The sequence below is a fragment of the Uniformispora flossi genome, assembly GCF_049534875.1.
In the GTDB taxonomy this organism is placed as follows: domain Bacteria; phylum Actinomycetota; class Actinomycetes; order Streptomycetales; family Streptomycetaceae; genus Yinghuangia; species Yinghuangia aomiensis.
The window spans coordinates 144,137-170,775 of the sequence record NZ_JBMULZ010000016.1 but is presented as its reverse complement, the minus strand read 5'-3'; the positions used below and the strand labels follow the sequence as shown (position 1 = coordinate 170,775).

Sequence of the window (26,639 nt, the reverse complement as noted above, 5' to 3'; positions counted from 1 at the left end):
CCGCGTTGGAGCGCTTCATGAGCCTTGCCTTCGAACGCGTCGCCGCCCAGCCGGTCCCCGCGCACGCCCAGCAGTACAGGGTGCGCATGCGCGACGGCATACGGCTCGCCACCGACGTCTACGGCGCCGGACCCGCGCCCGCTCCTGCCGTGCTGGTCCGCCTCCCCTACGACAAGAACAGCCGCTACGTCTTCTTCGAGAAAGCCGCCGAGCGCTTCACCGCCCGCGGCTACGTCATGGTCGTGCAGGACGTGCGCGGCAAGTTCCGCTCCGAAGGCCGCACACTCGGCTGGACCGGCGAGGTCGACGACGGCTACGACACCATCGACTGGATCACCCACCAGCCGTGGTCCGACGGTGTCGTCGGCATGTTCGGCGACTCGTACTACGGCTTCACCCAGTGGTCCGCCGTCTCCAGCCAACACCCCGCGCTGCGCGCCATCGTGCCCCGCGTCACCTCCACCAACGTCGTGCCCGGCGTCGCCGCGTACGGCGCGGTGCGCCGGCCGACCTGGCTGGAAGGCGCCGACTACCAGGCCCACCACTGGGTCGACAACGACAGCTACGAGTTCGAACCCGACCTCACCAAGCGGCCGCTGATCGCCGCCTACGAGGAGGCCTTCGCGGCCATCGGCAAGCGCTCGGCCGGATTCGACCTCATCGTCGGCGGCATCGAACTCGCCGCGTACAACGGCCCGCACCCGTACGACGCGCGCGCCGTGCCCGTCCTGCAGTGCGTCGGCTGGTTCGACAACCTCGGCATCGCCCACATGCGGGACTACACCGAACTCGCCGCGCGCCCCGCGTGGGCCGCCGTCCAGTACCTGCACGCCGACGCCATCGACCACGAGAACTACTTCCTGGAGAACGCGCCGGTCACCCCCGAGACCGACCACATGACCGACGAGGCCGCGCTCGAGCGGATGCTCGACGCGTACACCGGACCCGCCCTCGACTTCTTCGACGTCTTCCTCGCCGGCAAGGCCCACCCCGACACCCTCCCGCGCGTGCGCTGGAAGCTCGGCCACGTCGGCTGGCGCACCGCGACCGCTTGGCCGCCGCCCGAGGCCATCGCACTCGACCTGCACCTGTGCGCACCCCAGAACGCGACCGGCCCCCTTCCGGGCGGCGCGCTCGCCGAACTTCCGCCCTCCGCCGAGGAGTCCGTCTCCTGGCGGTACGACCCCGACAACCTGGTCCCGTCAGCGGTCACCAACACCTTCATGGTGCTGCACGACCACCCCGACGAGCGCGCCACCGCCGACCGCGACGACGTCCTCGTCTTCACCGGCCCCGTGCGCGCCGAACCCCTCGACCTGGCCGGTCCCGTTCACGCCGTCCTGCACGCGGAAAGCACCGCGCCGACCTTCGACCTCTTCGTCCGACTGCTCGACCTCGCCCCCGACGGCACCGCGCGGCTCATCCTGCGCGGCTGCGCCCAGCCCGACGCCCCCGGCGCATGGCAGGTCGAACTCGGGCACACCGGCTACCGGTTGCGCGCCGGACACCGGCTCGTGCTGCTCGTCACGTCCAGCGACTTCCCCAACCACGTGCCGAACTCGGGCACCACCGAGAACCCGTGGCTGACCGCCGCGCCGAAGGCCGGCCTGCAGACGCTGCGCACCGGGCCCGCGCACCCGACCCGGCTGCGCCTGACCGTGCTGCCCGCGGAGAAAGGCCAGGAGCCGTGTCCGTGAAATTCGTCGCGACCCGGATGGCCACGCTGGTCGTGACCGTGCTCGTCGCCAGCCTCGGCATCTACGGCGCGTTCATGCTCGCGCCCGGCGACCCCGCCACGCTCCTCGTCGGCGGGGCACGCAAGCCCGATCCCGAGGTCCTCGCGCAGATCCACCGCGAATACCACCTCGACGACCCGTTCCTGCAAGGCTGGTGGCACTGGCTGAGCGGCTGCCTGCACGGCGACTTCGGCAAGTCTCTCGTCTACCGCGACAGCGTCGCGCACCTCATCGGCGCGCGGGCCGGAGACACCTTCGCCCTCGTCGGCTACGCGGCGATCCTCGTCCTGGTGCTCGGCACCGTCGCCGGAACCGTCTCCGCCCTGCGTGGCGGCCGCACCGAAGCCCTGATCACCGCGGGCACCGCCGGGCTGATGGCGGTTCCCACGTTCGTCATGGCCGTCCTGCTCATCTGGCTGTTCGCCGTCCAACTGCCGTGGTTCCCGGTGTTCGGCTCCGGCACCGGTTTCACCGGCACGCTGTCCCACCTGACCCTGCCCGCCGTCGCCCTCGCGGTGTCGTGGATCGGGTACGTCGCCCAGGTCACCCGCGCCTCGGTACGCGCCGAGATGCGCTCCGAACACGTCGAGACGGCGCGCAGCCGCGGCGTGCCCGAATCCGTCGTCATCCGGCGCCACGTCCTGCGCAACGCCTCCGGACCGATCTTCGCGGTCTCCGGCGTCGGCATCGCCGGACTCATCGCCACCACCGCGGTCGCCGAGCAGGCGTTCGGCATCGGCGGACTCGGCGCGCTCATGATCGACGCCGCCGCGAAACAGGACCTCGCCGTCGTCCAGGCCGTATCCCTGCTGTTCGTCGTCCTGTTCGTGGTCGTGAACACCGCGGTCGACCTGGTCAGCGCGGCACTCGACCCCCGCACCGCGCAGGGAGGAAACCGATGAGCGCCACCCTGGCGAAGACCGGCACCGGCACCGGCACCGGTAGCGGGACCGGCACCGGCGTCCGCGCGGCCAAGCGCCCCCGCGACCGCGTCACGCTCGCGGCCGCCGTTGTCGTCGGCGTGTTCGTCCTGCTCGCCCTGTTCGGCCCGCTGATCGCGCCGCACGACCCGAACGCCGTCGACCCGTTCGACGTCAACGCCGGGTCGTCCGGCGCCCATCTCCTCGGCACCGACGACACCGGCCGAGACATCCTGTCCCGCATCGTCTGCGGGGCCCGCGCCGGGATGGCCGCGCCCGCGCTGGTGGTGCTCGTGTCCACCGTCGTCGGAACCCTGCTCGCCCTGTGCGCCGCGTGGTTCGGCGGCTGGACCGACCGGATCGTGTCCGGACTGCTGGACGTCGTGTTCGGGTTCCCCGGGCTGATCCTGGCGGTGCTCGCCGTCGCCGTGTTCGGAGCCGGGCTCGGGGCGCCCGTCGTCGCGCTGTCGATCGCCTACCTGCCGCTGGTCACCCGGGTCGTCCGGGCCGCCGCGACGAAGGAACGCGGTCTTCCGTACATCGCCGCCCTGCGCCTCCTCGGCGCGCCCACACACCGCATCTGGCTCCGGCATCTGCTGCCCAACCTCGCGCCGCTGGTGCTCGTCCAGGCCACCATCGGCTTCGGCTACGCGCTCCTCGACATCGCCGCCATCTCGTTCATCGGCCTCGGCAGCCGGCCGCCCAGTCCGGAATGGGGCCTCATGGTCTCCAACGGCGCGCCCGGAATCCTGTCCGGACAACCGCAGCAGTCGCTGTACGCCGGCCTGGTGATCCTCGTCGTCGTGGTCGCCTTCAACCTGCTGGGATCGGGGCTCTCCCGGCGACTCCTGGGAGAGAACGCATGACACCCTTGCTGGAGATCGGCGGGCTCAGGCTCGACCTGCCCATCGACGGAACCCCGCGCACCGTCGTCCACCGCGCCGACGTCGCCGTCGCGGAAGGCCAGGCCATCGCCCTGGTCGGCGAGTCCGGATCCGGCAAGTCGCTCACCGCGCGATCGGTGCTGAGGCTGCTGCCCGCCGGCGCCCGGCAGCACGGCACGCTGACGTTCGCGGGCGAGTCCGTACCGGACATGGACAAGGCCCGCCTGCGCGCCTTCCGCGCCCGCGAGGTCGCCATGGTCTTCCAGGACCCCCGCGCGCACATCAACCCGGCCCGCAGCGTCGGCGACTTCCTCATCGAGGGCCTCACCACCGCCCGCGGCGTCCCGGTCGCCGAAGCGCGCACCCGCGTGGCCGGGATCCTGCGCGAAGTCGGTATCGAGGACGCCGAACGCCGCATGCGGCAACGCCCCTGGGAACTGTCCGGCGGACTCCTGCAACGCGTCATGATCGCCGCCGCGCTCGCCGCCGAACCCCGGCTGCTGCTCGCCGACGAGCCGACCACCGCGCTCGACGTGACCACCCAGGAAGAGGTGATGGCGATCATCGCGGAAGCCCGCGAGGCCCGCGGCCTGGCCATGCTCTTCATCACCCACGACCTCGAACTGGCCGCGGCCGTCTGCGACCGCATCGTCGTGATGTACGCGGGCTCGACCGTGGAGGACCTGCCCGCCGCCGCGCTGCACCACGACGCGGCGCACCCGTACACCCGGGCGCTCCTCGCGTCCCGCCCCAGCGTCGGCGATCCGCACGCCGAACTCCGCGCCATCGCCGGCCGCCCGCTCTCCGGCTTCGAAGTCCCCGGTGGCTGCGCGTTCGCACCGCGCTGCCCCCGCGCCGAGGAGCGGTGCTCGGCGGCGCTGCCTTTGCCGCGGCCGGTCGGCGCAGGGACGGCGGCCTGCCACTTCCCGCACCCGGACCCGGCGGCGGACGCCCCGAAGGAGGTCGGCAACCATGCTTGAGGTACACGGGCTGCGCAAAACCTTCGGCGACTTCGTGGCCGTCGACGAAGTCGCGTTCGCGCTGGCCGCAGGCGGATCGCTTGCCATCGTCGGCGAGTCCGGTTCCGGCAAGACCACCACCGCGCGCATGATCGCCGGATTGGAGGCCCCCACTGCCGGGCGCATCGTCGTGGCGGGGGAAGAACGCCGCGCCGGACGCGTACGGCACGCCGACCGCCGGGCGCGGGCACGGCAGATCCAAATGGTCTTCCAGGACCCGTACGCGTCCCTCGACCGCCGGCAGCGCGTGGCCGACGCGATCGCCGAAGCGGTCGCCTTGAACCGCCCGATGAAGGGCGAAGCCCTGCACTCCCGGGTGACCGAACTCCTCGACATGGTCGGCGTCGACGAGCGCCAGGCCCGGTCCCTGCCCAAGAGCCTGTCCGGCGGCCAACGGCAGCGGGTCGCCATCGCCCGCGCGCTGGCCGCGGAACCGAGCGTCCTGATCCTGGACGAGGCCGTGGCCGCCCTGGACGTCTCGATCCAGGCGCAGATCCTCAACCTGCTCGCGCGCATCCGCGCAACCACGGGCACCGCGCTGCTGTTCATCACTCACGACCTCGGCGCGGTCCCACACATCAGCGACGAGGTGCTGGTGATGCAGGCAGGACGCGTCGTCGAGCACGGCCGGGTCGAGGAGGTCTTGGGCGACCCGCGGCACGCCTACACCCGGCGCCTCATCGACTCGATCCCCAAGCCCGGCTGGAAACCGCGCCGCCGTCGGCCCCTCCCCGCCGCCTGACCTTCCCCGGCCATCCCCCGGCCTCACCATCCCGGCAGCCCGACACCCACGGAACGGAGCCGTCCCATGCCCTTCTCCCCCGCCCTCGAATTCGCCTTCGAGATCCGCGCACACGTCGACCCGACCCTGCACATCGGCCACGGCGACGGCGAACTCACCGAGTTCACCCCCATCACCGGCGGCACCGTGGCCGGACCCCGCCTCAACGGCACCGTCCTGCCCGGCGGCGGCGACTGGAGCAGCACCCGCGGCGACGTCTGCGAGCTGGACGCCCGCTACCTGATCCGGACCGACGACGGCGCCGTCGTCGACATCGTCAACCGCGGGTTCTACCACCCCGACGCCGGCAGCCCCGACCAGTACGACGACGCCCTCCAGGTCACCGAGGCGGGCCACTACTACCGCACGTCGCCGGTCTTCCGCACCGACGCCGCCGCCCACCGCTGGCTCGCCGCCACGGTGTTCGTCGGCCTCGCCCGCCCGGACGGCGAGGGTGTGGTGGTGATCCGCATGTACGCCGTGCGGTAGCGCCGGACCTGCGGCGCCCGCGGAGGCCCCGCCGCAGCAAGGCCCGAAAACCCTTCGGTGGGCTCGACTTCGCCGGATCGTCCTCGCATAATCCTTGCTGCTCAGCCGGGGTCCGCCGAGCGGGCCTCGGGTCCGCCGAACGACGGAGGTTGCCCGTGTCCACGTCCGAGCCCGGCGCGCCCGAACATCCCGAGCGCGGCTTCACGTTCCTCGGCGGCGAGGTGCGGCGCGGCCGCACGTTCGACCGCGCGGAGGTCGAAGAGGCCCTGCGGAACTACGAGAAGGCGGGCCGGGAAGCGGTCCGCTCCGGCGACTGGAACGCGTGGGCCGACCGCTTCACCGAGGACGCCATCTATGTGGAGCACCACTTCGGGGTGATGCGGGGGCGCGAGGCGATCCGCTCCTGGATCACGTCCACGATGCAGGGCCAGGTCATGGACCTGGTCTTCCCGATCGAATTCGCGCTCATCGACAACGACGTGGTCTTCATCTACGTGCCGAACCGGTTCCCCGCACCGGACGGCGGCCCCGGCTACCAGTTCGTCTCCGCGACGATTCTCGTGTACGCGGGCGACGGCAAGTGGTGCTACGAGGAGGACATCTACAACACGGCCGAGTCGTCCCGGGTGATCGCGTTGTTCGCGAATGCCCTGGGCGGCAGCTGACCACCGCGTTCGGACCGCAGCCTCCGGCCGCATACGCGCGTCCGGAGGCTGCGGTCCGAAGCGAACGGGTTACACACCCGCGCGGTTCTCGGCGGCCTTGGCTTCCCGGGCGGCCTTCGCGGCTTCTTGGCGACCCGCGCCGCATGCGCCGGCATCACCGACGAGCAGGTGCGCGCCGCGGTCCTCGACCCGGGCGAGCGGTTGCTGCCGGCTCGGAAACCCGGGACGGACCCGCCGCCGCCAACCGCCCTTCGGCCCGCTACGGTCGGATGCGTGTAGAGGGCAACGACGGAAGAGGAGAGCGCGATGGGACGCACGATGCAGGCGTACCGCATTCCGGAGTGGCAGCACCCGGCCGAGGTCGTCGAGGTGCCCGTCCCGACACCGGGGCCCGGGCAGGCCGTGGTCAAAGTGTCGGGGTGTGGACTGTGCCACTCCGACTTCACGATGCTGGACATGCCGGCCGAGGCCGGTCGCGCCTGGGGCTGGTCCATGCCGTTCACCCTGGGGCACGAGACCGCCGGGCGGATCGCCGAACTCGGCCCCGGCGTCACCGGATTCGCCCCGGGGGATCCGGTCGCGCTGGTGTCGCCGTCCTCCTGCGGCACCTGCTCCTTCTGCGTGCGCGGCCTGGACGGCAGCTGCCCCCACGCGCCCGCCGGACGCGGCTTCGGCCGGGACGGCGGCCTCGCCGAGTACGTCCTGGTCGACGACCTGCGCGCCCTGCTGCCCCTGCACGGGCTCGATCCGCGCACGGCGGGCCCCCTGACCGACGCCGGAGCGACCTCGTACCACGCGGTGCGCCGCGCCCTGCCGCGGATCCGTCCCGGCGGCACCGCCGTCGTCATCGGCGCGGGCGGTCTCGGCGCCTTCGCGGTGCAGTACCTGCATTTGCTCACCGGCGCCCAGGTCGTCGCGATCGACACCGACGAGGCCCGGCTGAAGGTGGCCCGCGATCTCGGCGCGGACGCCGCGCTCGTGGGCACGCACGACGAGACCGCGGCCGAGATCCGCGCCCTGACCGACGGCTACGGCGCCGACGCGGTCCTGGACTTCGTCGGCGTGGACGCCACCATCGCGGCCGGCACCGCCGCGGTCCGCCCCGCCGGCGCCTACGGCTTGATCGGCGCCGCGATGGGCCGCCTTCAGGCCCCCTGGTACGGCGGGCTGCCGCGCGACGGCGAGGCGTTCACCTTCCAGGGCAGCAGCATCGCCGACGTCCGCGAAGTGCTGACGCTCGCCGAGAGCGGGCGCATCCGGAACCTCGTCGACGAGTTCCCGTTCGCCGACATCGAGAAGGCGTACAAGGCCCTGCACGACGGCACCCTGCACGGCCGCGCCGTCGTCACCTTCGCGGACTGACCCAGACACGCCCTAAGCCGTGTCCGGTTCGCTGAACAGCGTCAGCTGGAGGGCGCCGGGCGCTTCGAGTCGGGCGTTCAGCGAGCCCCAGGGCGTGCGCGTCGGGGCGGCGATCACCTCCGCCCCGGCCGCCGCCAGGGTCGCCGTCGCGGCCGCGGAGTCGTCGACCTGGAACGCCACCCGGAGGTGGCCCGCGACGCGCCGTCCGACCTCGACCTCGTCGATGTACGCGGCGTGCCCGGGATCGGTCAGCTCCAACGTGGCGCGGCCCGCGTCGAGGATGGTGACCCGCCCGTCGGGGGACGCGAAGGCGCCGCGCTCTGGCAGGCCGAGCACGTCCCGGTAGAAGTGCAGGGCGGCGTCGTAGTCGGCGGCCGTGACCACCAGGCGGAGTTCACGAACGGCGGGCGTGTCGGTCACGGCGGCTCCCTTGCGGTTCTCGGACGAGGGCGGATCGGCGAACGACGATACGCACTCGGGTGACGCAACCCGGCGAGGCCGAAACGGCGGCGCGGCGCCACGCGTATATGCGACGCCAGGGGTGACCATGTGGACCATGACGACCACTTTTGTCCGCATCACCGTGGAGTCGGACGCGGAGGCCACGACGGCGCAAGAGGCCCTCCGCCCGTTCCGGGACGACCTGCCGCCCGTACTCGGCCAGGAAGGCTCCGGCCTCCGCACCGTCGAAGCGGTCTTCGACGGCGACCGCCGCCTGGACCTCGAATCCGCGCTGAAGTCGACGGGCCTGCAGTACGAGGTCATGGCGGACGACGAGTAGGGGAGGCCGGTGCGGAAGGCCCTGTTCTTGGATCACGCGCCCGCGGCGGCGTCCTCGGACGGCCACTTTCGGGTGTCCCGGGGCTCGACGTAGGGCTCCTCGTCGGGCGGCATACCGCCCGCGATCGCGCGCTGCCGCGACAGCTCGGCGTCGAACTCCAGCCCCAGCAGGATCGCCAGGTTCGTGACCCACAGCCAGATCAGGAAGACGATCACTCCGGCGAATGCGCCGTACGTCCTGTTGTACGAGGCGAAGTTGGCGACGTACACCGCGAAGCCGCCCGACGCGGCGAGCCAGATGACGAGCGCGACGAGGCTGCCCGGAGTGATCCAGCGGAACCCGCGCCCTTTGGCGTTCGGCGCGGCCCAGTACAGGAGCGCCATCATCAGCACGACGACGGCGACCAGAGCCGGCCACTTGGCGATGTCCCACACCCGCACCGCGCCGTCGCCGACACCGAGCGCGGTGCCTGCCTGGCGCGCGATCGCGCCGGTGAAGACGACGGTCAGGGCGCTGACGCACGCCAGGACCATCAGGACGACGGTCAGCCCCAGGCGCAGCGGGGTCAGCTTCCACACCGGGCGGCCTTCGGCGACGTCGTAGACGGCGTTGGCCGCGCGGATGAACGCGGCGACGTATCCGGATGCCGACCACACCGCCAGCAGCAGGCCGACCGCCGCCATCGCCGATCCGACGCCGGCGCCGGCCCGGAGGTCGCGCATGGCGTTGTCGATCACGTCGCGTGCGGCACCGGGCGCGAGTTGGTGGATGTTGTCCGATACCTCCTTGGTCGCCGAGTCGCCCGCGATGCCGAGGAGCGACACGAGTACCAGCAGCGCCGGAAAGAGGGCGAGAACGCCGTAGTACGTGAGGCTCGCGGCGCGGTCGGCGAGCTCGTCGTCCTTGAACTCGGCGATCGTGCCCTTGCACACCCGCCACCACGACCGCTCGGGAAGGTCCGACGGCTCGTCGGGCTCGTCGCGCTCGACCTCGGGTCCGGGCCCGGACGAGTCGCCGGTTTCGTGCGTGCGCGCGTCGGGTCGGCGCGCCTTCGGTTTCCCTGCCATGAGGGGCGACTAACCCCATTGACGCCTGTTATGCAATCCGGCGTTCCGCAGTGCCCGTCCTCCAAGGCCACGGCCGACACTACGCTCCCCCGTCACGGTACCGACTTCAGGAAGATCGACGGCCCGTCGAACGTGCCCGAGGCGTCGACGCCCTGGCCGCCGGTGAAGTCCTTCTGCTCGTTGCCCGCCCAGTCGGTGATCGGGGTGCCGGACTGGGACAACGGCCGGTAGCCGGTGCCGTCCCAGCCGAAGCGGTAGATCCGGGTGCGGTCGGCGTAATAGGGCTGGTAGGGGCCGTCCTTGGTGGTCTGCTTGGTCATCTCGTTGCGGAAGAAGACGTTGTCGGGGCCGGATGCGCCGGACCATTTCACGGCCTTCTGTCCGGCGGCCCACCAGATCGGGTACCAGTCGGCGTTGTCCGGGTCCGAGCCGCCTTCGTCGCCGCAGTTCGCGCGGCAGCTGTCGGGGCGGTGTCCGGCGGGGACGGCGACCTTGTTGAGTTCGAACAGGTTGTGACGTTCCCAGCCGCCGTGCAGGTTGAGGTCGGAGTCGAAGCTGTTGCCGATGACGACGTTGCCGGACGCGGACCACTGGAAGGTGAAGTGCCGCAGGTTGCGGGACGTGTTGCCGGCGTACAGCGAGTCCCAGACGCGCGATCCGCGGAAGTAGCCGTTGCCGCCCTTCCCCTTGTTCCAGGCGCCGTTCAGGGAGTTGTCGAGGATCGACAGGTGCGTGGCTTCCTCGGTGACGATCGGGTGGGATCCGGTCATCGTCGTCGTGACGCCCTTGACCCACGAGTCGGCCGCCCACTTGAAGACGATGCCGTTCATCGCCGCGGCCGGGTCCATGTTGCCGTAGTTGTGCGTCGAGTCGGCGGCGTCGAGCTTGGGCTCCTCCTGGGTGATGGCCAGCGCTTCGATCCCGACGCCGACGACCGGGTCGACCAACGGCGACACCTTGGAGTCGTACTTCTTGTTGTCGATGAGGGCCGAGCCGTCGGAACCCGAGTCGACCGGCACGTCGTATTCGAGGGGCTTGTCGAGGGTGACGGTCTTGTTCGCCTGGTCGACGGCCGTAACGGTGAAGATCTGCTGCCGCATGTGCAGGTTCTCCAGCTGACCGTCGCTGCCGCCGGCCGGCACCGCGTTCATCTGCTCGTAGAACCTGCGGGTGTTCGCCGCCCGCACGTTGACCAGCGTGCCGGGCTTGAGGGTGTCGACCTTGGCGTCCGCCGCGAGCGGGACGACGGTGTCCCCGGTACGGGCCGCGTATCCCCCGCCGCCGTTCTTCTCCCGCAGCTTGAGGCCCGCCTTCCAGTGCACGTTGACCGTGCCCTCGAACAGGTCCTTGCGGTCGGCCGGGGCGGATGCGTACGCCTTCGCGTAGTCCGGGTGCACGGCCCGGGACTGCACGCGGAAGAGCCCGCGACCGGGCCACAGCCAACCGCCGCTGCCGTCCTGGTAGTCGGTCTTGTCCTGGTCCCAGCGGCTGCCGTCCTTGGTCAGCTTGTCGTAGCGGGTGTTCTCGTCCGGACGGTAGACCAGGCGGGTTCCGGTGGCCGGGTCGGATCCGCTGCCGCGCACGATGAGGTAGTCGGCATCGAGGTGGATCTCGTGGCTGATGTCGAGTTGCCCGGCAGGGAGTTGGAGCAGGCTCTCCTTGTCGTACGAACCGGTCGGCGAGCACATGGACTTGATCCGGTCCACGGCCTTCTGGATGCCGTCGGTGTCGTCTTTGCCGTCGTTCGGCTTCACGCCGAACTCGCCCGCGAGCGTCTCCGGCGTGACGCGGCATTGCGCGTCCCCGCGAATCGCACTGTCGCCGGGCAGCGGCGCACCGGACCGGAATCCGGCCTTCGACCAGTCGTACATGCCCGGCAACGGCGCACGGCGGTTGCCCGCGCCGAGGTCGAGTCCGCGGATCGGCGGTCCGGGATCCACCCCCGCGGCGGGCGGCGTCTGCTGCGCCGCGGACCTCGCGTCCGCCGGGTCCGAGCCGTCGTCGCGCCCGACGACGAACCACGCGACGAGCAATCCGGCAAGGACAATTCCGACGGTCGTCACGACCGCCCACTTGCGCCGGCCCAGAGCTCAGCCCTCCCGAAGCCTCCGGGCCCCCCGACCCGTTCGCTCCCCACCCGAACCGCCCCATCCGACCACCGCCCGCGTCCGGGGACAACACCGCCCGCGGCAATCCCCGAGAACCGAGGGATTCCCCTCGACGGTCGGCAAGCACGTCCGGGAACGGTGCGACCCAGCCGATCCCACCGCGGCTCCCTCATCGGCGCCGGGTCGTAGCTGCCGAGCAGCACTCCCGGACCCAGGATTACCGCCGGACGAGTGACGTCCAACCACTCATCCGGGTGACCCCGCTTCCTCCGTGTCGCACGGGCCCGCAGAGTAATCGGCCATGAGCACAAAGGACTTCGACACCCAGAACCGCGGCACGAGCAACGGCGACGACGCGCATATGGGTCAGCACGACTTGCCTGCCGAAGACGCGGCCTTCACGGCTGCGGACACCACGACGTTATCCGGCGGCCGGCGCGTCGTCTCCGATCCTCCCCGGGACCGGGATCACCGGCGGCCTTCAGGCGGCGCGCGGCCGTCCCGGCGGACCGTGGTCACGGCGACCGGCGTGTCGGCGCTCGCGGCCGGGCTCGCCGCCGCGTCCGCCGGGCCCGCGACCGCGCTGAGCCCGGGCACCGCGCCCTCGACCGCGCCCGCCGCCGACCCCGCCGGAACGCCGCCCGGCGTCCCCGCCGAGGCGTACACCGCGGTCGCCCGCGCCATCGTCGTCTACGACGAGCACGACACCTCGCTGGTCCCGGCGTACCTCAAGGCCGTCGAGAACGGCCTGCCGCCCAACCCCGGGAAGGGCACCAAGCGCATCCTCATCGTCGGCGCCGGTCCGGCCGGCCTGCTGGCCGCCGACCTGCTCAACCGGGCGGGCCACGACGTCACGGTGATCGAGGCCAACGGCAACCGGGTCGGCGGCCGCATCAAGACGTTCCGCAAGGGCGGCCACGAGAACGGCGAGCAGCCCTTCGCCGACCCGCGGCAGTACGCCGAAGGCGGGGCCATGCGGCTCCCCGACAGCCACCCGCTGCTGATGGCACTGCTCAAGAAGTTCGACCTCCCGCGCCAGGAGTTCTACCTGGTGGACGTGGACGTCGACGATCCGACGAAGCGGGCCAACCGCGCCTGGATCCACGTCAACGGCCTCCACGTGCGCCGGGCCGACTACGAGAAGAGCCCCGAGAAGGTCAACGACACCTTCGGCATCACCGGCCCCAACCGCACGAAGACCGCCGCGGCGATCCTCGCGGACGCGCTCGAACCCGTGCACCGACTCATCCGCGGCAAGCAGGGAACGCCGCTCGTGGAAGGCTGGGTCGAGGTCCTCAAGCGGTACGGCCACTGGTCGATGTACCGGTACCTCACCGAGGCCGCCGGGCTCGACGTCCGGACCGTCGACCTCGTCGGCACCATCCAGAACCTGACCTCGCGCCTGCACCTCTCCTTCCTGCACAGCTTCCTGGGCAGCGCGCTGATCGACCCCAAGACCACGTTCTGGGAGATCAAGGGCGGCACCGCGCTGCTCGTCGACGCGCTGTACGCACCCGTGAAGAGCAAGGTGCGTCTCGACCGGCGCGCCGTCCGCATCGAACACGGCGGCGGCAAGGTGCGGGTGCACACCGTCTCCGAGGACTGCCAGACCGGGAAGGGCGGCGTCACGGAGGTGTTCGAGGGCGACGAGGCGATCGTCACCGTCCCCTTCTCGGGACTGCGCCACGTGGCGTTCGACCCGCCCCTGGCCTACGGGAAGCGCCGCGCCATCACCGAACTCCACTACGACGCGGCCACCAAGGTGCTGCTGGAGTTCTCCCGGCGCTGGTGGGAGTTCACCGAGGACCAGTGGAAGGAAGCGCTGGACTCGATCGAACCCGGCCTCTACGCCAAGTACCGGTCGGGCCAGGTCAGGGACGGCCGGTACCTCGGCGCGCACCGGTCCGTGCAGGATCTGGGCGTCGCGATCCCCCACGAACTGAAGGAGTGCTTCGCGGCGTTCCGGCCCGCGGTCGGCGACGACCCGGAGGCCGCCCGCATCCGCGGCGGCGGTTCGGTGAGCGACAACGCCAACCGGTTCATGTACTTCGAACACGCCAGTCCCATGGCGGGCAGCGACGGCGGGATCCTGCTGGCCTCCTACAGCTGGTCCGACGACGCCTTGAAGTGGGACGCGTACGCCGACGACGAGCGCTACCTGCGCGCGCTGGCCGGTGCGCAGGCCGTGTTCGGCCGTCGCATCGAGGTCTTCCACACCGGCAAGGGCAAGACGCAGTCGTGGATTCGCGACCACTACGCCTACGGCGAGGCGTCCGTGCTCTTCCCCGGCCAGCACACCGAGTTGTTCCCCGACATCCCGACCTCGGAAGGGCCGCTGCACTTCGCGGGCGACCACACGTCCATCAAGCCGGCCTGGATCGAGGGCGCCCTCGAATCCGCCGTCCGGACCGCGTTGCACGCCCACACGGGCTGACCGGGACGGCGCCCCGACCGCCGTCGGGGCGCCGCGCGTCTCGCGGCGGACACTAGGCGTCGCGCGTGATTTCCACGTTCAGGTGCTTCATCAGCGGCTGGTCGCTCTGCGCGCTGTAGTCGGCCGCGGAGCACAGGACGTTCAGTTCGGGCATGTAGCCCGCGGCGCAGCCTTCCGGGATGTCGTAGGCCACGGCGGTGTAGCCCTGCACGGAACGCCGGCTGCCGTCCTTGGCGAAGCTGGTGACCGAAACGCGGTCGCGGTCGCGGATGCCGCGGGCCGCCATGTCCTCGGGGTGCATGAAGACGAGCGTGCGCAGGCCCTTGATGCCCCGGTAGCGGTCGTCCTCCGAATAGACGGTGGTGTTCCACTGGTCGTGCGAGCGCATCGTGCCCAGGACCAGGCGGCCGGGTGTCTCGTCCCGGGCGGGCAGCGCGGCCAGGGAGAACTCGGCGCGGCCGGACGGGGTGAGGAAGACCCGTTCGCGGGCGGGCTGGCGCAGCCGGAAGCCGTGCGGCAGCCGTACGCGGCGGTTGAAGTCGTCGAAGCCGTCCAGCGCCCGGGCCATGACGTCGCGGATCCGGTCGTAGTCCCCGACGTAGTGGTCCCACGGTGTCGTGCTGTCCGGAAGCGTGGCCTTCGCCAGCCCTGCGATGATCGCCACTTCGGAGCGCAGGTGCGCGGACGCGGGCTGCTTCATGCCCCGCGACAGGTGCACCATGCTCATCGAGTCCTCGACCGACACCGACTGGACGCCGGTCGCCTGGTGGTCCTTCTCGGTCCGGCCGAGGCACGGCAGGATCAGCGCCTGGCGGCCGTGCACCAGGTGGCTGCGGTTGAGCTTCGTGCTGACGTGCACGGTCAGTTCGCACCGCCGCAGTGCCTCTTCGGTGTAGGCGGTGTCCGGCGTGGCCCGCGCGAAGTTGCCGCCCATGCCGACGAACACCCGCACGCTGCCCTCGTGCATGGCGGCCAGTGCGCGGACCGTGTCGAGACCGGGTTCGCGCGGGGGGTCGATGCCGCACACGCCCGCCAGCCGGTCGAGGAACACCGCACTCGGCCGGTGGTCGACCCCGCAGGTGCGGTTCCCCTGCACGTTGCTGTGCCCGCGGATCGGGCACGGGCCCGCGCCTTCTCGGCCGATGTTGCCGCGCAGCAGCAGCACGTTGACGATCTCGCGGATCGTGTCGACGCCGTGCTCCTGCTGGGTCAGCCCGAGGCACCACGCGATGATGGTGTGCGCACCCTGCCGGTACACCTCGGCAGCGTGCCGCATCTGCTGCCGGGTCAGGCCGCAGCCGCGCTCCAGGTCCTCCCACGGCGTGGTCCGGCACAGCTCCCGGTACTCGGCGAAGCCGGACGTGAACCGTTCCAGGAACACGTGGTCCACCGCGTCGGGGTCGTGCTCGGCGGTCTCCAGCAGTGCCTTCGCCATGCCCCGGAGCAGCGCCATGTCGCCCGCGATGCGCGGCTGCAGGTTGAGCGTGCCGGTCGGGGTGGATGTGAACGTCGCCATCGCGCGGAACTCGTGCGGCACGATCGTCCGGGTCGCGGCGGCCTCGACGAGCGGGTTCACGTGCACGATGCGGGCGCCGCGCCGGTAGGCCGCGGCCAGCGAGGTCAGCATGCGCGGGGCGTTGGAAGCGGCGTTCACGCCGAGCACGAAGAACGTGTCCGCGTGGTCCCAGTCGAGGATGTCGACGGTGCCCTTGCCGGTGCCGATGGACGCGGTCAGGGCGCGGCCGCTGGCCTCGTGGCACATGTTGGAGCAGTCGGGCAGGTTGTTCGTGCCGTACTCGCGCACCATCAGCTGGTACAGGAACGTGGCCTCGTTGTTCAGCCGCCCGGACGTGTAGAACGCCGCGGCGTCGGGGCTGTCCAGGCCGCGCAGCGTGCTGCCGACGCGTTCGAACGCGGCGTCCCAGCCGATGGGCACGTAGTGGTCGGTGTCCGCGTCGTACACCATCGGTTCGGTCAGGCGGCCCTCGTCCTCCAGCGCGTGGTCGCTCCAGCCCGCCAGCTCGGTGACGGTGTGCGCGGCGAAGAACTCCCGGCCGACCCGCCTGCGGGTCATCTCCCACACGGCGTGCTTGATGCCGTTCTCACACACGTCCAGGTGCAGGTTGCCCGGGTCGTCGGGCCACGCGCAGCCGGGGCAGTCGAATCCCTCGCCGGCATGGTTCATCCGCAGCGTGGCACGCACCCCGTCCACCGGCGCGCCGTCCTTCCGCAGCAGGACCTTCCCGACGGCGAGCGCGGCCCCCCACCCGGCCGACGGGTGCTCGTATCGGGGCTCCGGCGCGGGGGTTCCGCCGGGGATTTCGCCCTCGTGCGCGTTCATGGCAACCCTCCCGGTGCGGTGTCGGACGCTCCAGTACATCCGTACCCGGCCACCGGAAGCCGAGCCGACGGACCGCGACCCCCGAAGATCACCGCTTCGGCGCAGCCCGCGGACAGCGGTCCGGGTCAGGGGATGTGGGCCTCGAGGTCGGCGAGGTGGGCGGCGAGGATGTCCTCGAAGGCGGCGAGGCGGTCGGCGCCGAGGGGGCGGATGTCGCGGGCGAAGTGCGCGAGGGCGGGGAACCGTTCGGGGTCCGCGCCGAGGACCGCGACGCGGAACTGCTCCATGCCCTGCTCGTACTCCTTCGGCGTCATGGTGCCCATGCCGGCCTCGGCGGTGATCAGCGCGGCGAGGAGGATCACGATGCGGTGGTAGCGCGCCGGGATTTCCTCGTCGGGCAGGCCGGAGGCCCGTAGGGCTTGCAGCAGTTCTTCCATGAGCAGGCGGGACCCGGTGCCGCCGGAGCCGTAGCGTCCCCACACCGCCGCGAGCTGGAGTTGCTCGCCGAAGGCCGCGCGCAGGCGCAGCGCCAGCGTCGTCACGCGCTCCTTCCAGTCGCCTTCGGGACGTTGGTAGCCGTCCATGGCGGCCAGCAGGACCCGGTCCGCGACCGCGCGCAAAAGCTCGGTCTTGTTGCGGAAGTGCCGGTACAGGCTGGAGGAGTCGGTCCCGAGCGTGGCGGCGAGTTTGCGCACGCTGAACGACTCGGCGTCGCCGTCGCGCAGCAGTTCCGCCGCGGTGTCCAGGATCTCGTCGGTCGACCATCGTCTTCGGCCGGTCATCGCACCCCTCTCGTCACTTCCCGAGCCTAACCTATGCACTTGCTGTTGCACGCACCGCGTGCATAATGAGGGCAACAGGCTGTCCGAGCACACACGAAACCCCCGGGCATCCGTCCGGGGGAGGGAGAAGGGCACATGAACGAGACCACCGCCGCCACGCGTCCGCCGGAGCCGGACTTCGCGTCCGTCACGGCCGGGGACCTCCTCGCCTACCGCGAGGCCGAGAACCGCTGGCGGGCATCCGACGCGGCGCGCCCGTTCCTCGGCGAACCGGATCCCGGCGCCGCGATCGCCTGGCGGGAGATCGCGCTGCCCGGCCGCGACCTGCCGGTGCGGGTGTACCGGCCGGCCGCGGCCGGCGACACCGAACTGCCGCTCGTGGTCCACGTCCACGGCGGCGGCTTCGTCGGCACGGCGGCGCAGTGCGACTGGACGAGCAGCCACCTGGCCGCCCGCCTTCCCGCGCTGGTCCTGTCGGTCGAGCACCGGCTTCTCGCCCCGGCGGATCCGCTCGCGCATGCCGCCGACGACGGCTGGGACGTGCTCGACCACGTGCTGCGGCACGCCGCGCAGTGGGGTGTCGACCCGGCCCGCACGGCGGTGTTCGGCGAAAGCTGCGGGGCACTGATCGCCGCCCTCACCGCCGTCCGGGCCCGGGACGCTGGGGTGCGGCTCCGCGCCCAGGTGCTGGTCAACCCGGTCGTCGACGTCACCAGCAGCATGTTCGACTACCCGTCGATGGCCGAGTACGCGTACCAGCCGTCCCGGGCGGAGCCGCTCCTGCAGCTCTTCCGGCGGCTCGCCGCACCGTCGGGCAGGGACGCCCGCGCGGTCTCACCGCTGTACGCGGAGGACCTGGGCGCGCTCGCCCCGACGCTCGTCGTGGTGCCCACCCAGGACGCCGTCGCCGACCACGGCCGCCGCTACGCGGAACGGCTGTTCGACGCCGGGGTTCCGGTGCGGCTCACCGAATACCCGGGCGCCAAGCACGCGTTCCTCACCCTGCCGGGCCTGGAACCGCAAGCGGAGGCCGCCCGGGCGGAGATCTTCGCGTTCCTGGCCGCGGCCCTCGGAACGTGACGGGGAACGCCTGAGAACGGCCGCGGCCCCGACGCCCCAGGTCAGATCCGCCCGGTGAGCACCACCCCCTCGATGTGGTCCCCGGCCCACCGGGTGCCGGTGAGCGCGATACGCCCGTCGGTGACGTTGAGGCGGCGTGCCGTGAAGATGCCTTCTTTCTGGCCGTCCGGCAGGTACACCGGCGACCACGCGCCCGCGGCGAACTGCACGCCGAAGGCCGCGTCCGTGTCACTGCGGTTGCCGAAAGCGACGATGCCGCGTTCGGTGGCCGCGACCGAGTCGAGCACCTCGTCGGAGGCCGCGGGCAGCGCCGGACCCGTCTGCCACGAACGGCCGTCGAAGTGCAGGGTCAGCCCGTGCGAGTTCCCCGCGTCGTCGCGGTAGCCGCCGACCGCCCAGACGTCCCACGGGGAACGGGCCGCCACGGCACGCAGTTCGCTCAGATCGCCCGGCATCGGCGGCAGCGCGGTCTGCTTCCACGACCTGCCGTCGAACTCCACCATCACCGGGGCGGCGGTGCCGTCGCCGCGGAACGTCCGGCCGACCGCCCACATCCGGCCGCCGGACACCGTCAAGGAGAACAGTGCGCTGTCCTTGACGGTGTCCGGCACCGGGACGACCCGCCACGCGGTGCCGTCCCAGTGCCGGATGATCGCGTCCCAGCGGACGAGGTCGAAGCCGTCGTCGTCCTTGATCTTCAGGTCGATCGTCGCGAACCCGACCGCCCAGATGTTGTCGGGCGCCAGCTCCTTGACGCTCAGCAGCGCCCCGTTGAGGGTGTCCGCCGGCGCCGGAACGGTGTCCAGGTGCCAGCTGCCGCCTTCCAGTCGCTCGGCCAGGAAGCCGCCCAATTCGGCCGCGCTGTCGCCGACCAGGACGGCGCTCGTCCGCGACAGCCCGTCGATGCTCTCCGCCTGGACGTTCGCCGTCGGCGGCAGCGGCGCCATCGGGACCTCCGACCACGCGTCGCCGCCGTTGCCCGACACGAGCTTCGGCGTGAACTTCGACGGCTTCCCCGCCAGGTCCGAGCCCCCGACCCACATCGAACGGTCCCGGAACTGCACCACACCCGCGTACGGGAGCATCTGCGTGCCCGGCGCGAGATGGGACTCGGTCCACACGACGCCCCCAGGGGGCAGCGGCGCAGCCGAAGCCTGCATTGGCACTGCCAGGGCACCGCTCAACACCAGCGCGGACGCGGTCACCACCGCGGCACGTGCAATCCTGCGCATTATCGAACTCCCCTCGGAACGAACCTCGTTCCTCACCCCCTTCGACTCCGCGCGAGTCGATCACGTCACGGACGGTTCGAGCAGCGGCTCCAAGGCGCGGGCGAATTCGGCCGGTTCGCTGATCGCCCACACGTGGCTGCCGGGCATGTCGATCAGCGGCAGTCCGAGCCGGTCCGCGAAGACCTGATCGGCCCGGCGCGTCGCGGCAGACCCGGTCAGGCAGTCGGGCATCGACGCCCGGGTCGGGTATGGTCGAGATCAGGCGTTGCCCGGGGTCGTGCGGCAGGCGACGTTGATGCGGTTCCACACGTTCGCCGTCGCCACCATCGCGATCAGCTGGGCGAGTTCGTGCTCGTCGAAGTGCGCCGCCGCGGTGGCGAAGACGTCGTCCGGGATGCCGCCGGGCAGCAGGGTGATGGCGTCGGCGAGGGCCAGGGCCGCGCGCTCGCGGGCGGTGAACGCACTGGCGTCGTGCCACGCGGCGAGCTGGAGGAGGCGGTCCTCGGATTCGCCGGCCTTGCGGGCGTCGTTGGTGTGGTAGTCGAGGCAGTACGCGCAGCGGTTGAGCAGCGAGGCGCGGAGCTGGACGAGTTCGCGCACGACCGGGTCGAGCCCGTCGCGGGAGGCCCCGTCGAGGGCGAGCACGGCCTTGAAGACCTGGGGCGCGACGGTCGGGAAGTCGAGGCGCCGGGGGATCTGAACGGCTGTCATGGGAAGAACGCTAGGGCGCTGTTGGCCCACATGTATGGTTCATCCTCATGGCAGAAGCATGGGTCAAATCCCCGGACGCGAGCGCGGCGGCGGGCGCCGATCTCCACTTGGTGCTCGACGGCACGGGGAACCGCCGCGAGCAGGTGATGCGGGCGCTGCGCGAGGCGATCGGCTCGGGGCGCCTCGCACCGGGGACCCGGCTGCCGCCGTACCGCACGCTCGCCGTCGACCTGGGCATCGCCCGCAACACCGTCGCCGACGCGTACGCCGAGCTGGTCGAGGAAGGCTGGCTCACGTCGCGCCAAGGCGGCGGCACCCGCGTGGCGCAGCGCGCCGAGCCGCTGCCCGTGGAGCCGCCCCGGGCGCCCGTCACGGCGGCGCGCCGGGTCGACCACGACCTCTGGCCGAGTGCGCCGGACGCCACGCAGTTCCCGCGCGCGGCCTGGCTCACCTCGACACGGCGGGCCCTCAACGCCGCACCGCACAACGCCTTCGGCCCCGGCGATCCGCGCGGCCGTATCGAGTTGCGGACCGCCCTGACCGAGTACCTGGCGCGGTCGCGCGGGGTGCGCACGGCACCGCACCGGATCGTGGTCTGCGCGGGCTTCGCCCACGCGCTGGAGCTGCTCGGGCCGCTGCTGAGCGACCCGGTCGCGGTCGAGGCGTACGGCCTGGGCTTCCACCGCGGCCTCCTCGCCGCGGCGGGCCGGACCACGGTGCCGCTGCCCGTGGACGGGCACGGTGCGGTGGTCGACGGCCTGGCCGCCACCGGTGCCCGGTCGGTGCTGCTGACCCCCGCCCACCAGTACCCGATGGGCGGCCCCCTGCACCCGGAACGCCGCGCGGCCGTCGTCGACTGGGCGCGCGCCACCGGCGGCATCGTCCTCGAAGACGACTACGACGGCGAGTTCCGCTACGACCGCGCCCCAGTCGGCGCACTCCAGGGCCTCGACCCGGACCGCGTCGTCTATCTCGGCTCCATCAGCAAGAGCCTCTCCCCCGCGCTGCGCCTGGGCTGGATGGTGCTGCCCGACGCCCTGGTGCACCGCGTCCTGGCCGCCAAAGGCGTGCGCGAACGCTGGTCCGGCTCGCTCGACCAGCTCGTGCTGGCCGACTTCCTCACGTGCGGCGCGTACGACCGCCACCTGCGCCGCATGCGCCTCGCCTACCGGCGGCGCCGGGACCGCTTGGCGGCCAAGCTCGCCGAGGCGGCCCCGCACATCCGGGTCAGCGGCATCGCCGCCGGCATGCACGCGGTCCTCGAACTGCCGCCGGGCACCGAGCAGGCCGCCCTGCGCGCGGCCTCCCGCCTGGGCCTGGCCATCGACGGACTGGCCCCGTACCGGCACCCGGACAGCACCCTCCCGCCACGCGACGGCCTCGTGATCGGCTACGGCACACCCGCGGAACACGCGTTCAACCGCGCCTTGGACGCCCTGCTCTTGTGCCTGCCCGACGGGGGACCGGGGGCTTCGGAGCTCCCGGTTTAGGGTTGCCGGTGTGAGCTACCGGTCCGAGTCCCAGGCCCTCTCGCCCGCCCTGTTCGGAATCGGCGGTGCCGACTGGCTGCCGGTCGCCGCGGGCGAGTCCGGCGCGTCCGTCTTCCGCAGCGCGGACGCGGCCCGGTACGCCAAGTGCGTGTCGGCCGCGGACGCCGCCGGCCTCGCGGCCGAACGCGACCGGGTCGCCTGGCTCGGCGACCACGGCGTACCGGGTCCGCGGGTCGCCGACTGGTCCGCGAACGACGCCGGCGCGTGCCTGGTGACCAGCGCCGTGCCCGGCGTCCCCGCCGACCAAGTCGCCGCGGAAGACCTGCGGACCGCCTGGGACCGCATCGCCGACGCGGTCCGCCGCCTGCACGAAGTCCCGGTGTCGGAGTGCCCGTTCTCCCGCGGACTCGACACGATGGTCGCCCTGGCGCGCGACGTCGTGGCCCGGGACGCGGTCAACCCGGAGTTCCTGCCGCCGGAGCAGGAGCACGTGCCCGCCGCCGAGTTGCTGGCGAACATCACCGCGCAACTGCCGACCCGCCGTGCACAGGAGCCGGCCGACACCGTCGTCTGCCACGGCGACCTGTGCCTCCCCAACATCGTCCTCGACCCGCGGACCTGGGACGTGTCCGGCTTCGTCGACCTGGGCCGCCTCGGCACCGCCGACCGCTACGCCGACCTGGCCCTGCTCCTCGCCAACTCCCGCGAGACCTGGCCGGACGAAGACCGCGCCCGCACCGCGGACACGGCCTTCGCCGAGCGCTACGGCCTCACCTTGGACCGGGACCGCCTGCGCTTCTACCTCGACCTCGATCCGCTGACCTGGGGATGACCTGCCTGTTCGCGCCTTCCACCGCCGCCCACAACGCAGCCCACTGGGCCGCGTCCAGGTCCTTGGGCAGGGCGTGGGGCGGCACGTCGTGCCTTCGCAGCCACGTGTCGATGCGGCGTGCGGGGAGGAACGCCCGCAGGATCTCCCGCAGTCCGCGGCCGCGGGCGGTGAAGACCCGGCGGGTGAACGACTGGTAGGCCGTGCGGTCCTCGACCAGCGATTGGGGCCTGCGGTGGATCGCCAGCAAGCCGCCGTCGACCGACGGGCGCGGCCGGAAGGCATGGGCGGGGACGCGTCCGTACAGCCCGAACTCGAACCACGGCCACCAGCTCGCGGTGAGCAAGCTGGCCCCGCCCACCCCGGCTCTCCGCCGGGCGACTTCCCACTGTACGAGGAGGACGCAGGCGTCCCAGTGCGGGAGGGCCAGGAGCCTGCGGAGGATCGGCGTGGTCAGGTGGAACGGGATGTTGCCCACGACGGTGTGCGGGTGCGCGGGGAACCGGAAGCGCAGGGCGTCGGCGTTCACCACGTCGACGGTGCCGGGCACCCGCCGCATCAGCCTGCGCGCCCGGCGCGGATCAAGCTCGACCGCGGTGACGTGACGGCCGGTTGCGGCGAGCGGCACCGTCAGCGCACCGTCGCCGGGACCGATCTCGACGATCGGGCCGGTGGTGTCGTCGGTGAGGCGGACCACGGCGGCGATGGTGTCGCGGTCGACGAGGAAGTTCTGGCCCAGCTCGTGGCGGCCGCCGAAGGACGCGTCCGGGCGAGGAGTGGAGTACGGCAAGGGACTGCTCCGCAGAAGTGAAGGGCGGAGCCGGGCAGCGAGCGTGACACGCGGTCGGTGGACGCCAAGGTCAACCGACCGGGGACCGGCAGAGGTAGGCCGATCACCGGGAAGAACGCACAAAGGAGCCGCACCGGCGGGAATCACGGCGACGGCGGAGCACAGAACACGAAGGAAGACGGCTATTGCCGCCGGAATCCGGCCCGCCGCTTAGGCGTGGCGGGTACGGATGAAGAAGTTGGCTGCCATGCCCGGGAGTCTAACAGCGCCTCGGGACCCGACCCGGGCACGGCGCCGCGGGCCCCGTCGGGAGGTTCGTCAGGTATCTCGGAGGTCCGCGGTCTCCGCGAGGAGTTGCTCCTCGCTCCAGGCGAGTGCGGCCTCGCGGTCCGGGAACGTGTGCCAGCTGGGAGTGTCGGGCACCGGTGCGGGGAAGTCGCGCTGTGCGGCGATCACGATGTGGTGGCCTTGGCGGGCGAACGCGGCCAGCGCCGCGCCGAGCATCATCGCGGAGCCCTGCGCGATGGCGGTGACCCGGGTCAGGTCCAGGACGATCCAGCCCGGCTGCTCGGGCACCCGGATGTCGACGGCGTGCAGGATCTGCTCGGTTTCGGTGAACTCCAGGCCGCCTTGCGCCGCGACGAGCACGATGCGGTGGCCCTCGGCCGCGAGCCGCGCGTCCTCCTCCGGGCCGCGGACCCGTTCGGACCGGGCCGCGCCCGCCTTGCGTCCCGTGGTGGCCTCGGTCACCGTGACGGCGTGCCGTCCGGCCGGGCGCATCATGTGCAGGCCGAAACGGCGGGAGACTTCGGTGAGTGCGCGTACGCCGCGCACCGGGTTGCCCGTCTTGTCCAGCGGCGGGCTGTAGACCGCGATGCCGAACCGCGCCGGGCTCACGGCGATGAGCCCGCCCGCGACGCCGCTCTTCGCGGGGAGCCCGACGTCGAGGAGCCAGGTGCCGGCGCGGTCGTACATGCCGCAGGTGGCCATGACCGCCATGACGCGGGTGGCCACGTCCTCGGTGACCACCTGCTCGCCGGTCACGGGGTTGGCGCCGCCGTGGGCGAGGGTCGCGGCCATGGCCGCGAGGTCGCACGCCGTCACCCGGACGGAGCACTGCCGGAAGTAGGTGTCCACCTCCTCCCCGACGTCGCCGTCGAGGGCGCCCGCGGCGCGCATGAGGTAGGCCAAAGCCCGGTTGCGGTCGCCGGTGGCCGCTTCGGAGGCGTAGACCTCTTCGTCCACGTCCAGCGCGCGGCCCGCGAACGCCGACAGGCAGGCGCGGATGCGCTCGAAGCGCTCGCCCGCGTCCGCGCCGCGCACGAGCGAGGTGGCCACGATCGCCCCGGCGTTGACCATCGGGTTCGCGGGGCGGCCGGTGCCCGGTTCCAGGCTGATGGCGTTGAAAGCCTCGCCGCTGGGCTCGGCGCCCACGCGGGCCGCCACGGCGTCGGGCCCGAGGTCGGCGAGGGCCAGCGCGTACACGAACGGCTTGGACACCGACTGGATGGTGAACGGGGTGTGCGCGTCGCCCGCCTGGTAGCGGTGCCCGTCCATGCTCACGAGCGCCAGGCCGAACGCCTGGGGATCGGCGAGGGCGAGCTGCGGGATGTAGTCGGCGACCGCGCCGTCCGCCACGCCGGCCAAACGGCGGCAGATCTCCTCGAGTGCATCCGTCACCGGCTCCATCCGGCCACCTTCACCCGCTCCCCCGGCCCCCGCAACCGCAGCGGGTGCGACGGCGGCCGCGACCGAGCACCCGGTCGCCGCCGGACGGTTTCGGCCCACAGGTGCCGTGGCGAATCTCGGTTGCGGACGGCATCCGTCCTGCTGAACCCTCGTCCCGATGACGAATACCGAACTGAACAAGGCATGGGAGCTTCTCGACGACGGTGACGCGGCCGGGGTCATACGGCACCTGAGGTTCACCGCGGAACAGATCCCGGTGGCGGATCTGGCGCGAGTGGTCGGCAAGGCCGCGGGGCTCGTCGGCTTCGGCGACCTGGCGGAGGCCGCGGCCGAGCTGGCCGCCGAGCCGGACGACGCCCGGCGGCTCTTCGACTTCGGGTACGCCTGCATCGAACACGGCGCGTCCTACGCCGCGATCCCGGCGCTCGTGGAGGCCGTCCGGCTCGCGCCCGACTCGCCCGTCGCACGCACCGAGCTGGTCGCCGCCTACGAGGACGAGCTGCGGCACAGCGACGCCGTTGCCGTGCTCCGGGCCGCCGAGCCCGCGCTGTCCGACTGGCCCGAGCGCTACATGCTCGCGTACCACCTCCTCTTGGCCGGCACCCCCGATCCGGCCCGCGACGTCTTCGCCCGCCTGGCCGAACCGGACGACAAGTGGCTGTGGGCGCGCGACCGCCTGCGCCGCATGCTGGACCGCACCGACACGGCACGCGGCGTGCGCCCGCTCGACCATCAGGACCTGCGCGGCTGGCAGTTCGTGCTCACCGGCGCCGTCCTCGCGGAGATCTCGCCGCACGGCTTCGCGCAGGGCATGACCGGCCGGTATGCCTTCCACCAGGACAGCCACGCATCGTGCCGGCGCGGGCTGGACCGCCTCGGGCTCGTCCTCCACGCCGCGGGACGCGCACCCACGACGGTGTCCCTGCTCGACGAGCGCGGTGCGCACATCATGGGCCTCGCGGCGGCCGAGGTGCTCGGACTGCCCGCGGTGCCGTACGAGCCGGACCGGCCCGACACGGTGGTCGTCGCGTATCGCCTCGACGACGTCGACGAGGGCACGGTGCGGTCGCTGCGCGAACGCGCCCCCGGGCAGGTGCTCTACGAGCACGCGTCCTGCTGGACCGACCCGCCGGGTGTCCCCGCGGACGTGATCGGCCTGCTGCGCCAGACCGGCTCGGCGCCGTGGGAGAAGCAGCTGACCGCCGACCCGGAGGGCAGCCCGCCGGACGACCGCGACGCGGCCGCCGTCGCCGCGGACATCGTCGGCGCACCGGCGGAGACCGACACGGGCGACGGCGAGTCCCCGCCCGACCCGGACGATGCTCCCGCCGCGTTCACCGCCGCCATATCCGCGGCCTGGGCGGTCGGGCCGCGCGACCGCGTGGCGTCCGCCGGGCCGGTGCGCAGCTCGCGGTTCGTGTGACGGCCGGGGGCGGGCGGCGGCCGTAG

Annotated in this window: 24 protein-coding genes; 14 read left to right on the top strand and 10 right to left on the bottom strand. The window is 72.3% G+C overall.

The window, feature by feature from the left end:
• Positions 1 to 17: 17 nt before the first annotated feature.
• From ACPA54_RS29390 to ACPA54_RS29355, 8 genes are all read left to right on the top strand, one after another.
• Positions 18 to 1,697, top strand: a complete 1,680-nt coding sequence (locus ACPA54_RS29390) for a CocE/NonD family hydrolase (RefSeq protein WP_423534411.1) — start codon at positions 18 to 20, stop codon at positions 1,695 to 1,697.
• The gene (locus ACPA54_RS29385; RefSeq protein WP_423534410.1) at positions 1,694 to 2,638 is read left to right on the top strand and encodes an ABC transporter permease; all 945 of its coding nucleotides are present in this window, start codon (positions 1,694 to 1,696) and stop codon (positions 2,636 to 2,638) included. The genes ACPA54_RS29390 and ACPA54_RS29385 overlap by 4 nt, the downstream gene beginning before the upstream one ends.
• A complete protein-coding gene (locus ACPA54_RS29380; RefSeq protein WP_423534409.1) occupies positions 2,635 to 3,522 on the top strand; it encodes an ABC transporter permease in 888 nt (295 codons plus the stop codon). The genes ACPA54_RS29385 and ACPA54_RS29380 overlap by 4 nt, the downstream gene beginning before the upstream one ends.
• The gene (locus ACPA54_RS29375) at positions 3,519 to 4,520 is read left to right on the top strand and encodes an ABC transporter ATP-binding protein (RefSeq protein ID WP_423534408.1); all 1,002 of its coding nucleotides are present in this window, start codon (positions 3,519 to 3,521) and stop codon (positions 4,518 to 4,520) included. Before ACPA54_RS29380 ends, ACPA54_RS29375 begins: the two co-directional genes overlap by 4 nt.
• Positions 4,513 to 5,301 carry an ABC transporter ATP-binding protein gene (locus ACPA54_RS29370; protein ID WP_423534407.1) on the top strand — a complete coding sequence of 263 codons (789 nt, stop codon included), beginning with the start codon at positions 4,513 to 4,515 and terminating at the stop codon, positions 5,299 to 5,301. The genes ACPA54_RS29375 and ACPA54_RS29370 overlap by 8 nt, the downstream gene beginning before the upstream one ends.
• Positions 5,302 to 5,367: 66 nt before the next feature.
• Positions 5,368 to 5,829, top strand: coding sequence for a DUF3237 domain-containing protein (locus tag ACPA54_RS29365; protein WP_423534406.1), 462 nt, complete (start codon positions 5,368 to 5,370; stop codon positions 5,827 to 5,829).
• A 155-nt stretch (positions 5,830 to 5,984) separates the two neighbouring features.
• Positions 5,985 to 6,494: a YybH family protein gene (locus tag ACPA54_RS29360; RefSeq protein WP_423534405.1), complete on the top strand. Its 510-nt coding sequence runs from the start codon at positions 5,985 to 5,987 to the stop codon at positions 6,492 to 6,494.
• Between the two features lie 306 nt (positions 6,495 to 6,800).
• Positions 6,801 to 7,856 (top strand): NAD(P)-dependent alcohol dehydrogenase, encoded by a 1,056-nt coding sequence (locus tag ACPA54_RS29355; protein WP_423534404.1) that lies wholly within the window; start codon positions 6,801 to 6,803, stop codon positions 7,854 to 7,856.
• A 12-nt stretch (positions 7,857 to 7,868) separates the two neighbouring features.
• On the opposite strand, the gene ACPA54_RS29350 is transcribed toward ACPA54_RS29355, so the two are convergent.
• Positions 7,869 to 8,276: a VOC family protein gene (locus ACPA54_RS29350; protein WP_423534403.1), complete on the bottom strand. Its 408-nt coding sequence runs from the start codon at positions 8,274 to 8,276 to the stop codon at positions 7,869 to 7,871.
• Positions 8,277 to 8,412: 136 nt separating this feature from the next.
• Between ACPA54_RS29350 and ACPA54_RS29345 the strand changes: the two genes are divergently transcribed.
• A complete protein-coding gene (locus ACPA54_RS29345) occupies positions 8,413 to 8,637 on the top strand; it encodes a hypothetical protein (RefSeq protein ID WP_423534402.1) in 225 nt (74 codons plus the stop codon).
• 32 nt (positions 8,638 to 8,669) lie between these two features.
• Here the strand turns inward: ACPA54_RS29345 and ACPA54_RS29340 are convergent, their stop codons facing one another.
• Together ACPA54_RS29340 and ACPA54_RS29335 are read right to left on the bottom strand one after the other, a co-directional pair.
• On the bottom strand, positions 8,670 to 9,704 hold the full coding sequence (locus tag ACPA54_RS29340; RefSeq protein WP_423534401.1) for a YihY/virulence factor BrkB family protein: 1,035 nt from the start codon (positions 9,702 to 9,704) through the stop codon (positions 8,670 to 8,672).
• A gap of 92 nt (positions 9,705 to 9,796) precedes the next feature.
• Complete coding sequence (locus ACPA54_RS29335; RefSeq protein ID WP_423534400.1) at positions 9,797 to 11,767, bottom strand: hypothetical protein; 1,971 nt, start codon at positions 11,765 to 11,767, stop codon at positions 9,797 to 9,799.
• 346 nt (positions 11,768 to 12,113) lie between these two features.
• Between ACPA54_RS29335 and ACPA54_RS29330 the strand changes: the two genes are divergently transcribed.
• On the top strand, positions 12,114 to 14,246 hold the full coding sequence (locus ACPA54_RS29330) for an FAD-dependent oxidoreductase (protein ID WP_423534399.1): 2,133 nt from the start codon (positions 12,114 to 12,116) through the stop codon (positions 14,244 to 14,246).
• 52 nt (positions 14,247 to 14,298) lie between these two features.
• Here ACPA54_RS29330 and ACPA54_RS29325 read toward each other — a convergent pair whose 3' ends face one another.
• Positions 14,299 to 16,587, bottom strand: coding sequence for an FdhF/YdeP family oxidoreductase (locus tag ACPA54_RS29325; protein WP_423534398.1), 2,289 nt, complete (start codon positions 16,585 to 16,587; stop codon positions 14,299 to 14,301).
• 125 nt (positions 16,588 to 16,712) lie between these two features.
• Positions 16,713 to 17,369, bottom strand: coding sequence for a TetR family transcriptional regulator (locus ACPA54_RS29320; RefSeq protein WP_423534397.1), 657 nt, complete (start codon positions 17,367 to 17,369; stop codon positions 16,713 to 16,715).
• Between the two features lie 135 nt (positions 17,370 to 17,504).
• On the opposite strand from ACPA54_RS29320, the gene ACPA54_RS29315 reads away from it, so the two are divergent.
• Positions 17,505 to 18,449 (top strand): alpha/beta hydrolase, encoded by a 945-nt coding sequence (locus tag ACPA54_RS29315; RefSeq protein WP_423534396.1) that lies wholly within the window; start codon positions 17,505 to 17,507, stop codon positions 18,447 to 18,449.
• Positions 18,450 to 18,490: 41 nt separating this feature from the next.
• Here the strand turns inward: ACPA54_RS29315 and ACPA54_RS29310 are convergent, their stop codons facing one another.
• From ACPA54_RS29310 to ACPA54_RS29300, 3 genes are read right to left on the bottom strand one after another with little or no spacing between them, the layout of a single operon-like run.
• The gene (locus ACPA54_RS29310; RefSeq protein WP_423534395.1) at positions 18,491 to 19,681 is read right to left on the bottom strand and encodes a hypothetical protein; all 1,191 of its coding nucleotides are present in this window, start codon (positions 19,679 to 19,681) and stop codon (positions 18,491 to 18,493) included.
• A gap of 60 nt (positions 19,682 to 19,741) precedes the next feature.
• Complete coding sequence (locus ACPA54_RS29305) at positions 19,742 to 19,912, bottom strand: hypothetical protein (protein ID WP_423534394.1); 171 nt, start codon at positions 19,910 to 19,912, stop codon at positions 19,742 to 19,744.
• Positions 19,913 to 19,939: 27 nt separating this feature from the next.
• Positions 19,940 to 20,392 carry a carboxymuconolactone decarboxylase family protein gene (locus tag ACPA54_RS29300; protein WP_423534393.1) on the bottom strand — a complete coding sequence of 151 codons (453 nt, stop codon included), beginning with the start codon at positions 20,390 to 20,392 and terminating at the stop codon, positions 19,940 to 19,942.
• A gap of 47 nt (positions 20,393 to 20,439) precedes the next feature.
• On the opposite strand from ACPA54_RS29300, the gene pdxR reads away from it, so the two are divergent.
• Together pdxR and ACPA54_RS29290 are read left to right on the top strand one after the other, a co-directional pair.
• Complete coding sequence (pdxR, locus tag ACPA54_RS29295; protein WP_423534392.1) at positions 20,440 to 21,882, top strand: MocR-like pyridoxine biosynthesis transcription factor PdxR; 1,443 nt, start codon at positions 20,440 to 20,442, stop codon at positions 21,880 to 21,882.
• Positions 21,883 to 21,892: 10 nt separating this feature from the next.
• Positions 21,893 to 22,714 carry an APH(3'') family aminoglycoside O-phosphotransferase gene (locus tag ACPA54_RS29290; protein WP_423534391.1) on the top strand — a complete coding sequence of 274 codons (822 nt, stop codon included), beginning with the start codon at positions 21,893 to 21,895 and terminating at the stop codon, positions 22,712 to 22,714.
• Here ACPA54_RS29290 and erm read toward each other — a convergent pair.
• Together erm and glsA are read right to left on the bottom strand one after the other, a co-directional pair.
• The gene (gene erm / locus ACPA54_RS29285; RefSeq protein ID WP_423534390.1) at positions 22,653 to 23,501 is read right to left on the bottom strand and encodes a 23S ribosomal RNA methyltransferase Erm; all 849 of its coding nucleotides are present in this window, start codon (positions 23,499 to 23,501) and stop codon (positions 22,653 to 22,655) included. The genes ACPA54_RS29290 and erm overlap by 62 nt on opposite strands.
• A gap of 318 nt (positions 23,502 to 23,819) precedes the next feature.
• Positions 23,820 to 25,190 carry a glutaminase A gene (gene glsA / locus ACPA54_RS29280; RefSeq protein ID WP_423534389.1) on the bottom strand — a complete coding sequence of 457 codons (1,371 nt, stop codon included), beginning with the start codon at positions 25,188 to 25,190 and terminating at the stop codon, positions 23,820 to 23,822.
• 157 nt (positions 25,191 to 25,347) lie between these two features.
• On the opposite strand from glsA, the gene ACPA54_RS29275 reads away from it, so the two are divergent.
• Positions 25,348 to 26,613, top strand: a complete 1,266-nt coding sequence (locus ACPA54_RS29275) for a tetratricopeptide repeat protein (protein ID WP_423534388.1) — start codon at positions 25,348 to 25,350, stop codon at positions 26,611 to 26,613.
• The last annotated feature ends 26 nt before the right edge of the window (positions 26,614 to 26,639 follow it).

Bases quoted from the DNA above. Each gene is read 5' to 3' on its own strand.
- ACPA54_RS29365 (WP_423534406.1), top strand. From the start codon at position 5,368: ATGCCCTTCTCCCCCGCCCTCGAATTCGCCTTCGAGATCCGCGCACAC.
- ACPA54_RS29315 (WP_423534396.1), top strand. From the start codon at position 17,505: ATGAACGAGACCACCGCCGCCACGCGTCCGCCGGAGCCGGACTTCGCG.
- ACPA54_RS29380 (WP_423534409.1), top strand. From the start codon at position 2,635: ATGAGCGCCACCCTGGCGAAGACCGGCACCGGCACCGGCACCGGTAGC.
- glsA (WP_423534389.1), bottom strand. From the start codon at position 25,190: ATGGAGCCGGTGACGGATGCACTCGAGGAGATCTGCCGCCGTTTGGCC.
- ACPA54_RS29390 (WP_423534411.1), top strand. From the start codon at position 18: ATGAGCCTTGCCTTCGAACGCGTCGCCGCCCAGCCGGTCCCCGCGCAC.
- ACPA54_RS29305 (WP_423534394.1), bottom strand. From the start codon at position 19,912: ATGCCCGACTGCCTGACCGGGTCTGCCGCGACGCGCCGGGCCGATCAG.
- pdxR (WP_423534392.1), top strand. From the start codon at position 20,440: ATGGCAGAAGCATGGGTCAAATCCCCGGACGCGAGCGCGGCGGCGGGC.
- ACPA54_RS29330 (WP_423534399.1), top strand. From the start codon at position 12,114: ATGAGCACAAAGGACTTCGACACCCAGAACCGCGGCACGAGCAACGGC.
- ACPA54_RS29370 (WP_423534407.1), top strand. From the start codon at position 4,513: ATGCTTGAGGTACACGGGCTGCGCAAAACCTTCGGCGACTTCGTGGCC.
- ACPA54_RS29375 (WP_423534408.1), top strand. From the start codon at position 3,519: ATGACACCCTTGCTGGAGATCGGCGGGCTCAGGCTCGACCTGCCCATC.
- ACPA54_RS29310 (WP_423534395.1), bottom strand. From the start codon at position 19,681: ATGCGCAGGATTGCACGTGCCGCGGTGGTGACCGCGTCCGCGCTGGTG.
- ACPA54_RS29325 (WP_423534398.1), bottom strand. From the start codon at position 16,587: ATGAACGCGCACGAGGGCGAAATCCCCGGCGGAACCCCCGCGCCGGAG.
- ACPA54_RS29275 (WP_423534388.1), top strand. From the start codon at position 25,348: ATGACGAATACCGAACTGAACAAGGCATGGGAGCTTCTCGACGACGGT.
- ACPA54_RS29355 (WP_423534404.1), top strand. From the start codon at position 6,801: ATGGGACGCACGATGCAGGCGTACCGCATTCCGGAGTGGCAGCACCCG.
- ACPA54_RS29300 (WP_423534393.1), bottom strand. From the start codon at position 20,392: ATGACAGCCGTTCAGATCCCCCGGCGCCTCGACTTCCCGACCGTCGCG.
- ACPA54_RS29320 (WP_423534397.1), bottom strand. From the start codon at position 17,369: ATGACCGGCCGAAGACGATGGTCGACCGACGAGATCCTGGACACCGCG.
- ACPA54_RS29345 (WP_423534402.1), top strand. From the start codon at position 8,413: ATGACGACCACTTTTGTCCGCATCACCGTGGAGTCGGACGCGGAGGCC.
- ACPA54_RS29340 (WP_423534401.1), bottom strand. From the start codon at position 9,704: ATGGCAGGGAAACCGAAGGCGCGCCGACCCGACGCGCGCACGCACGAA.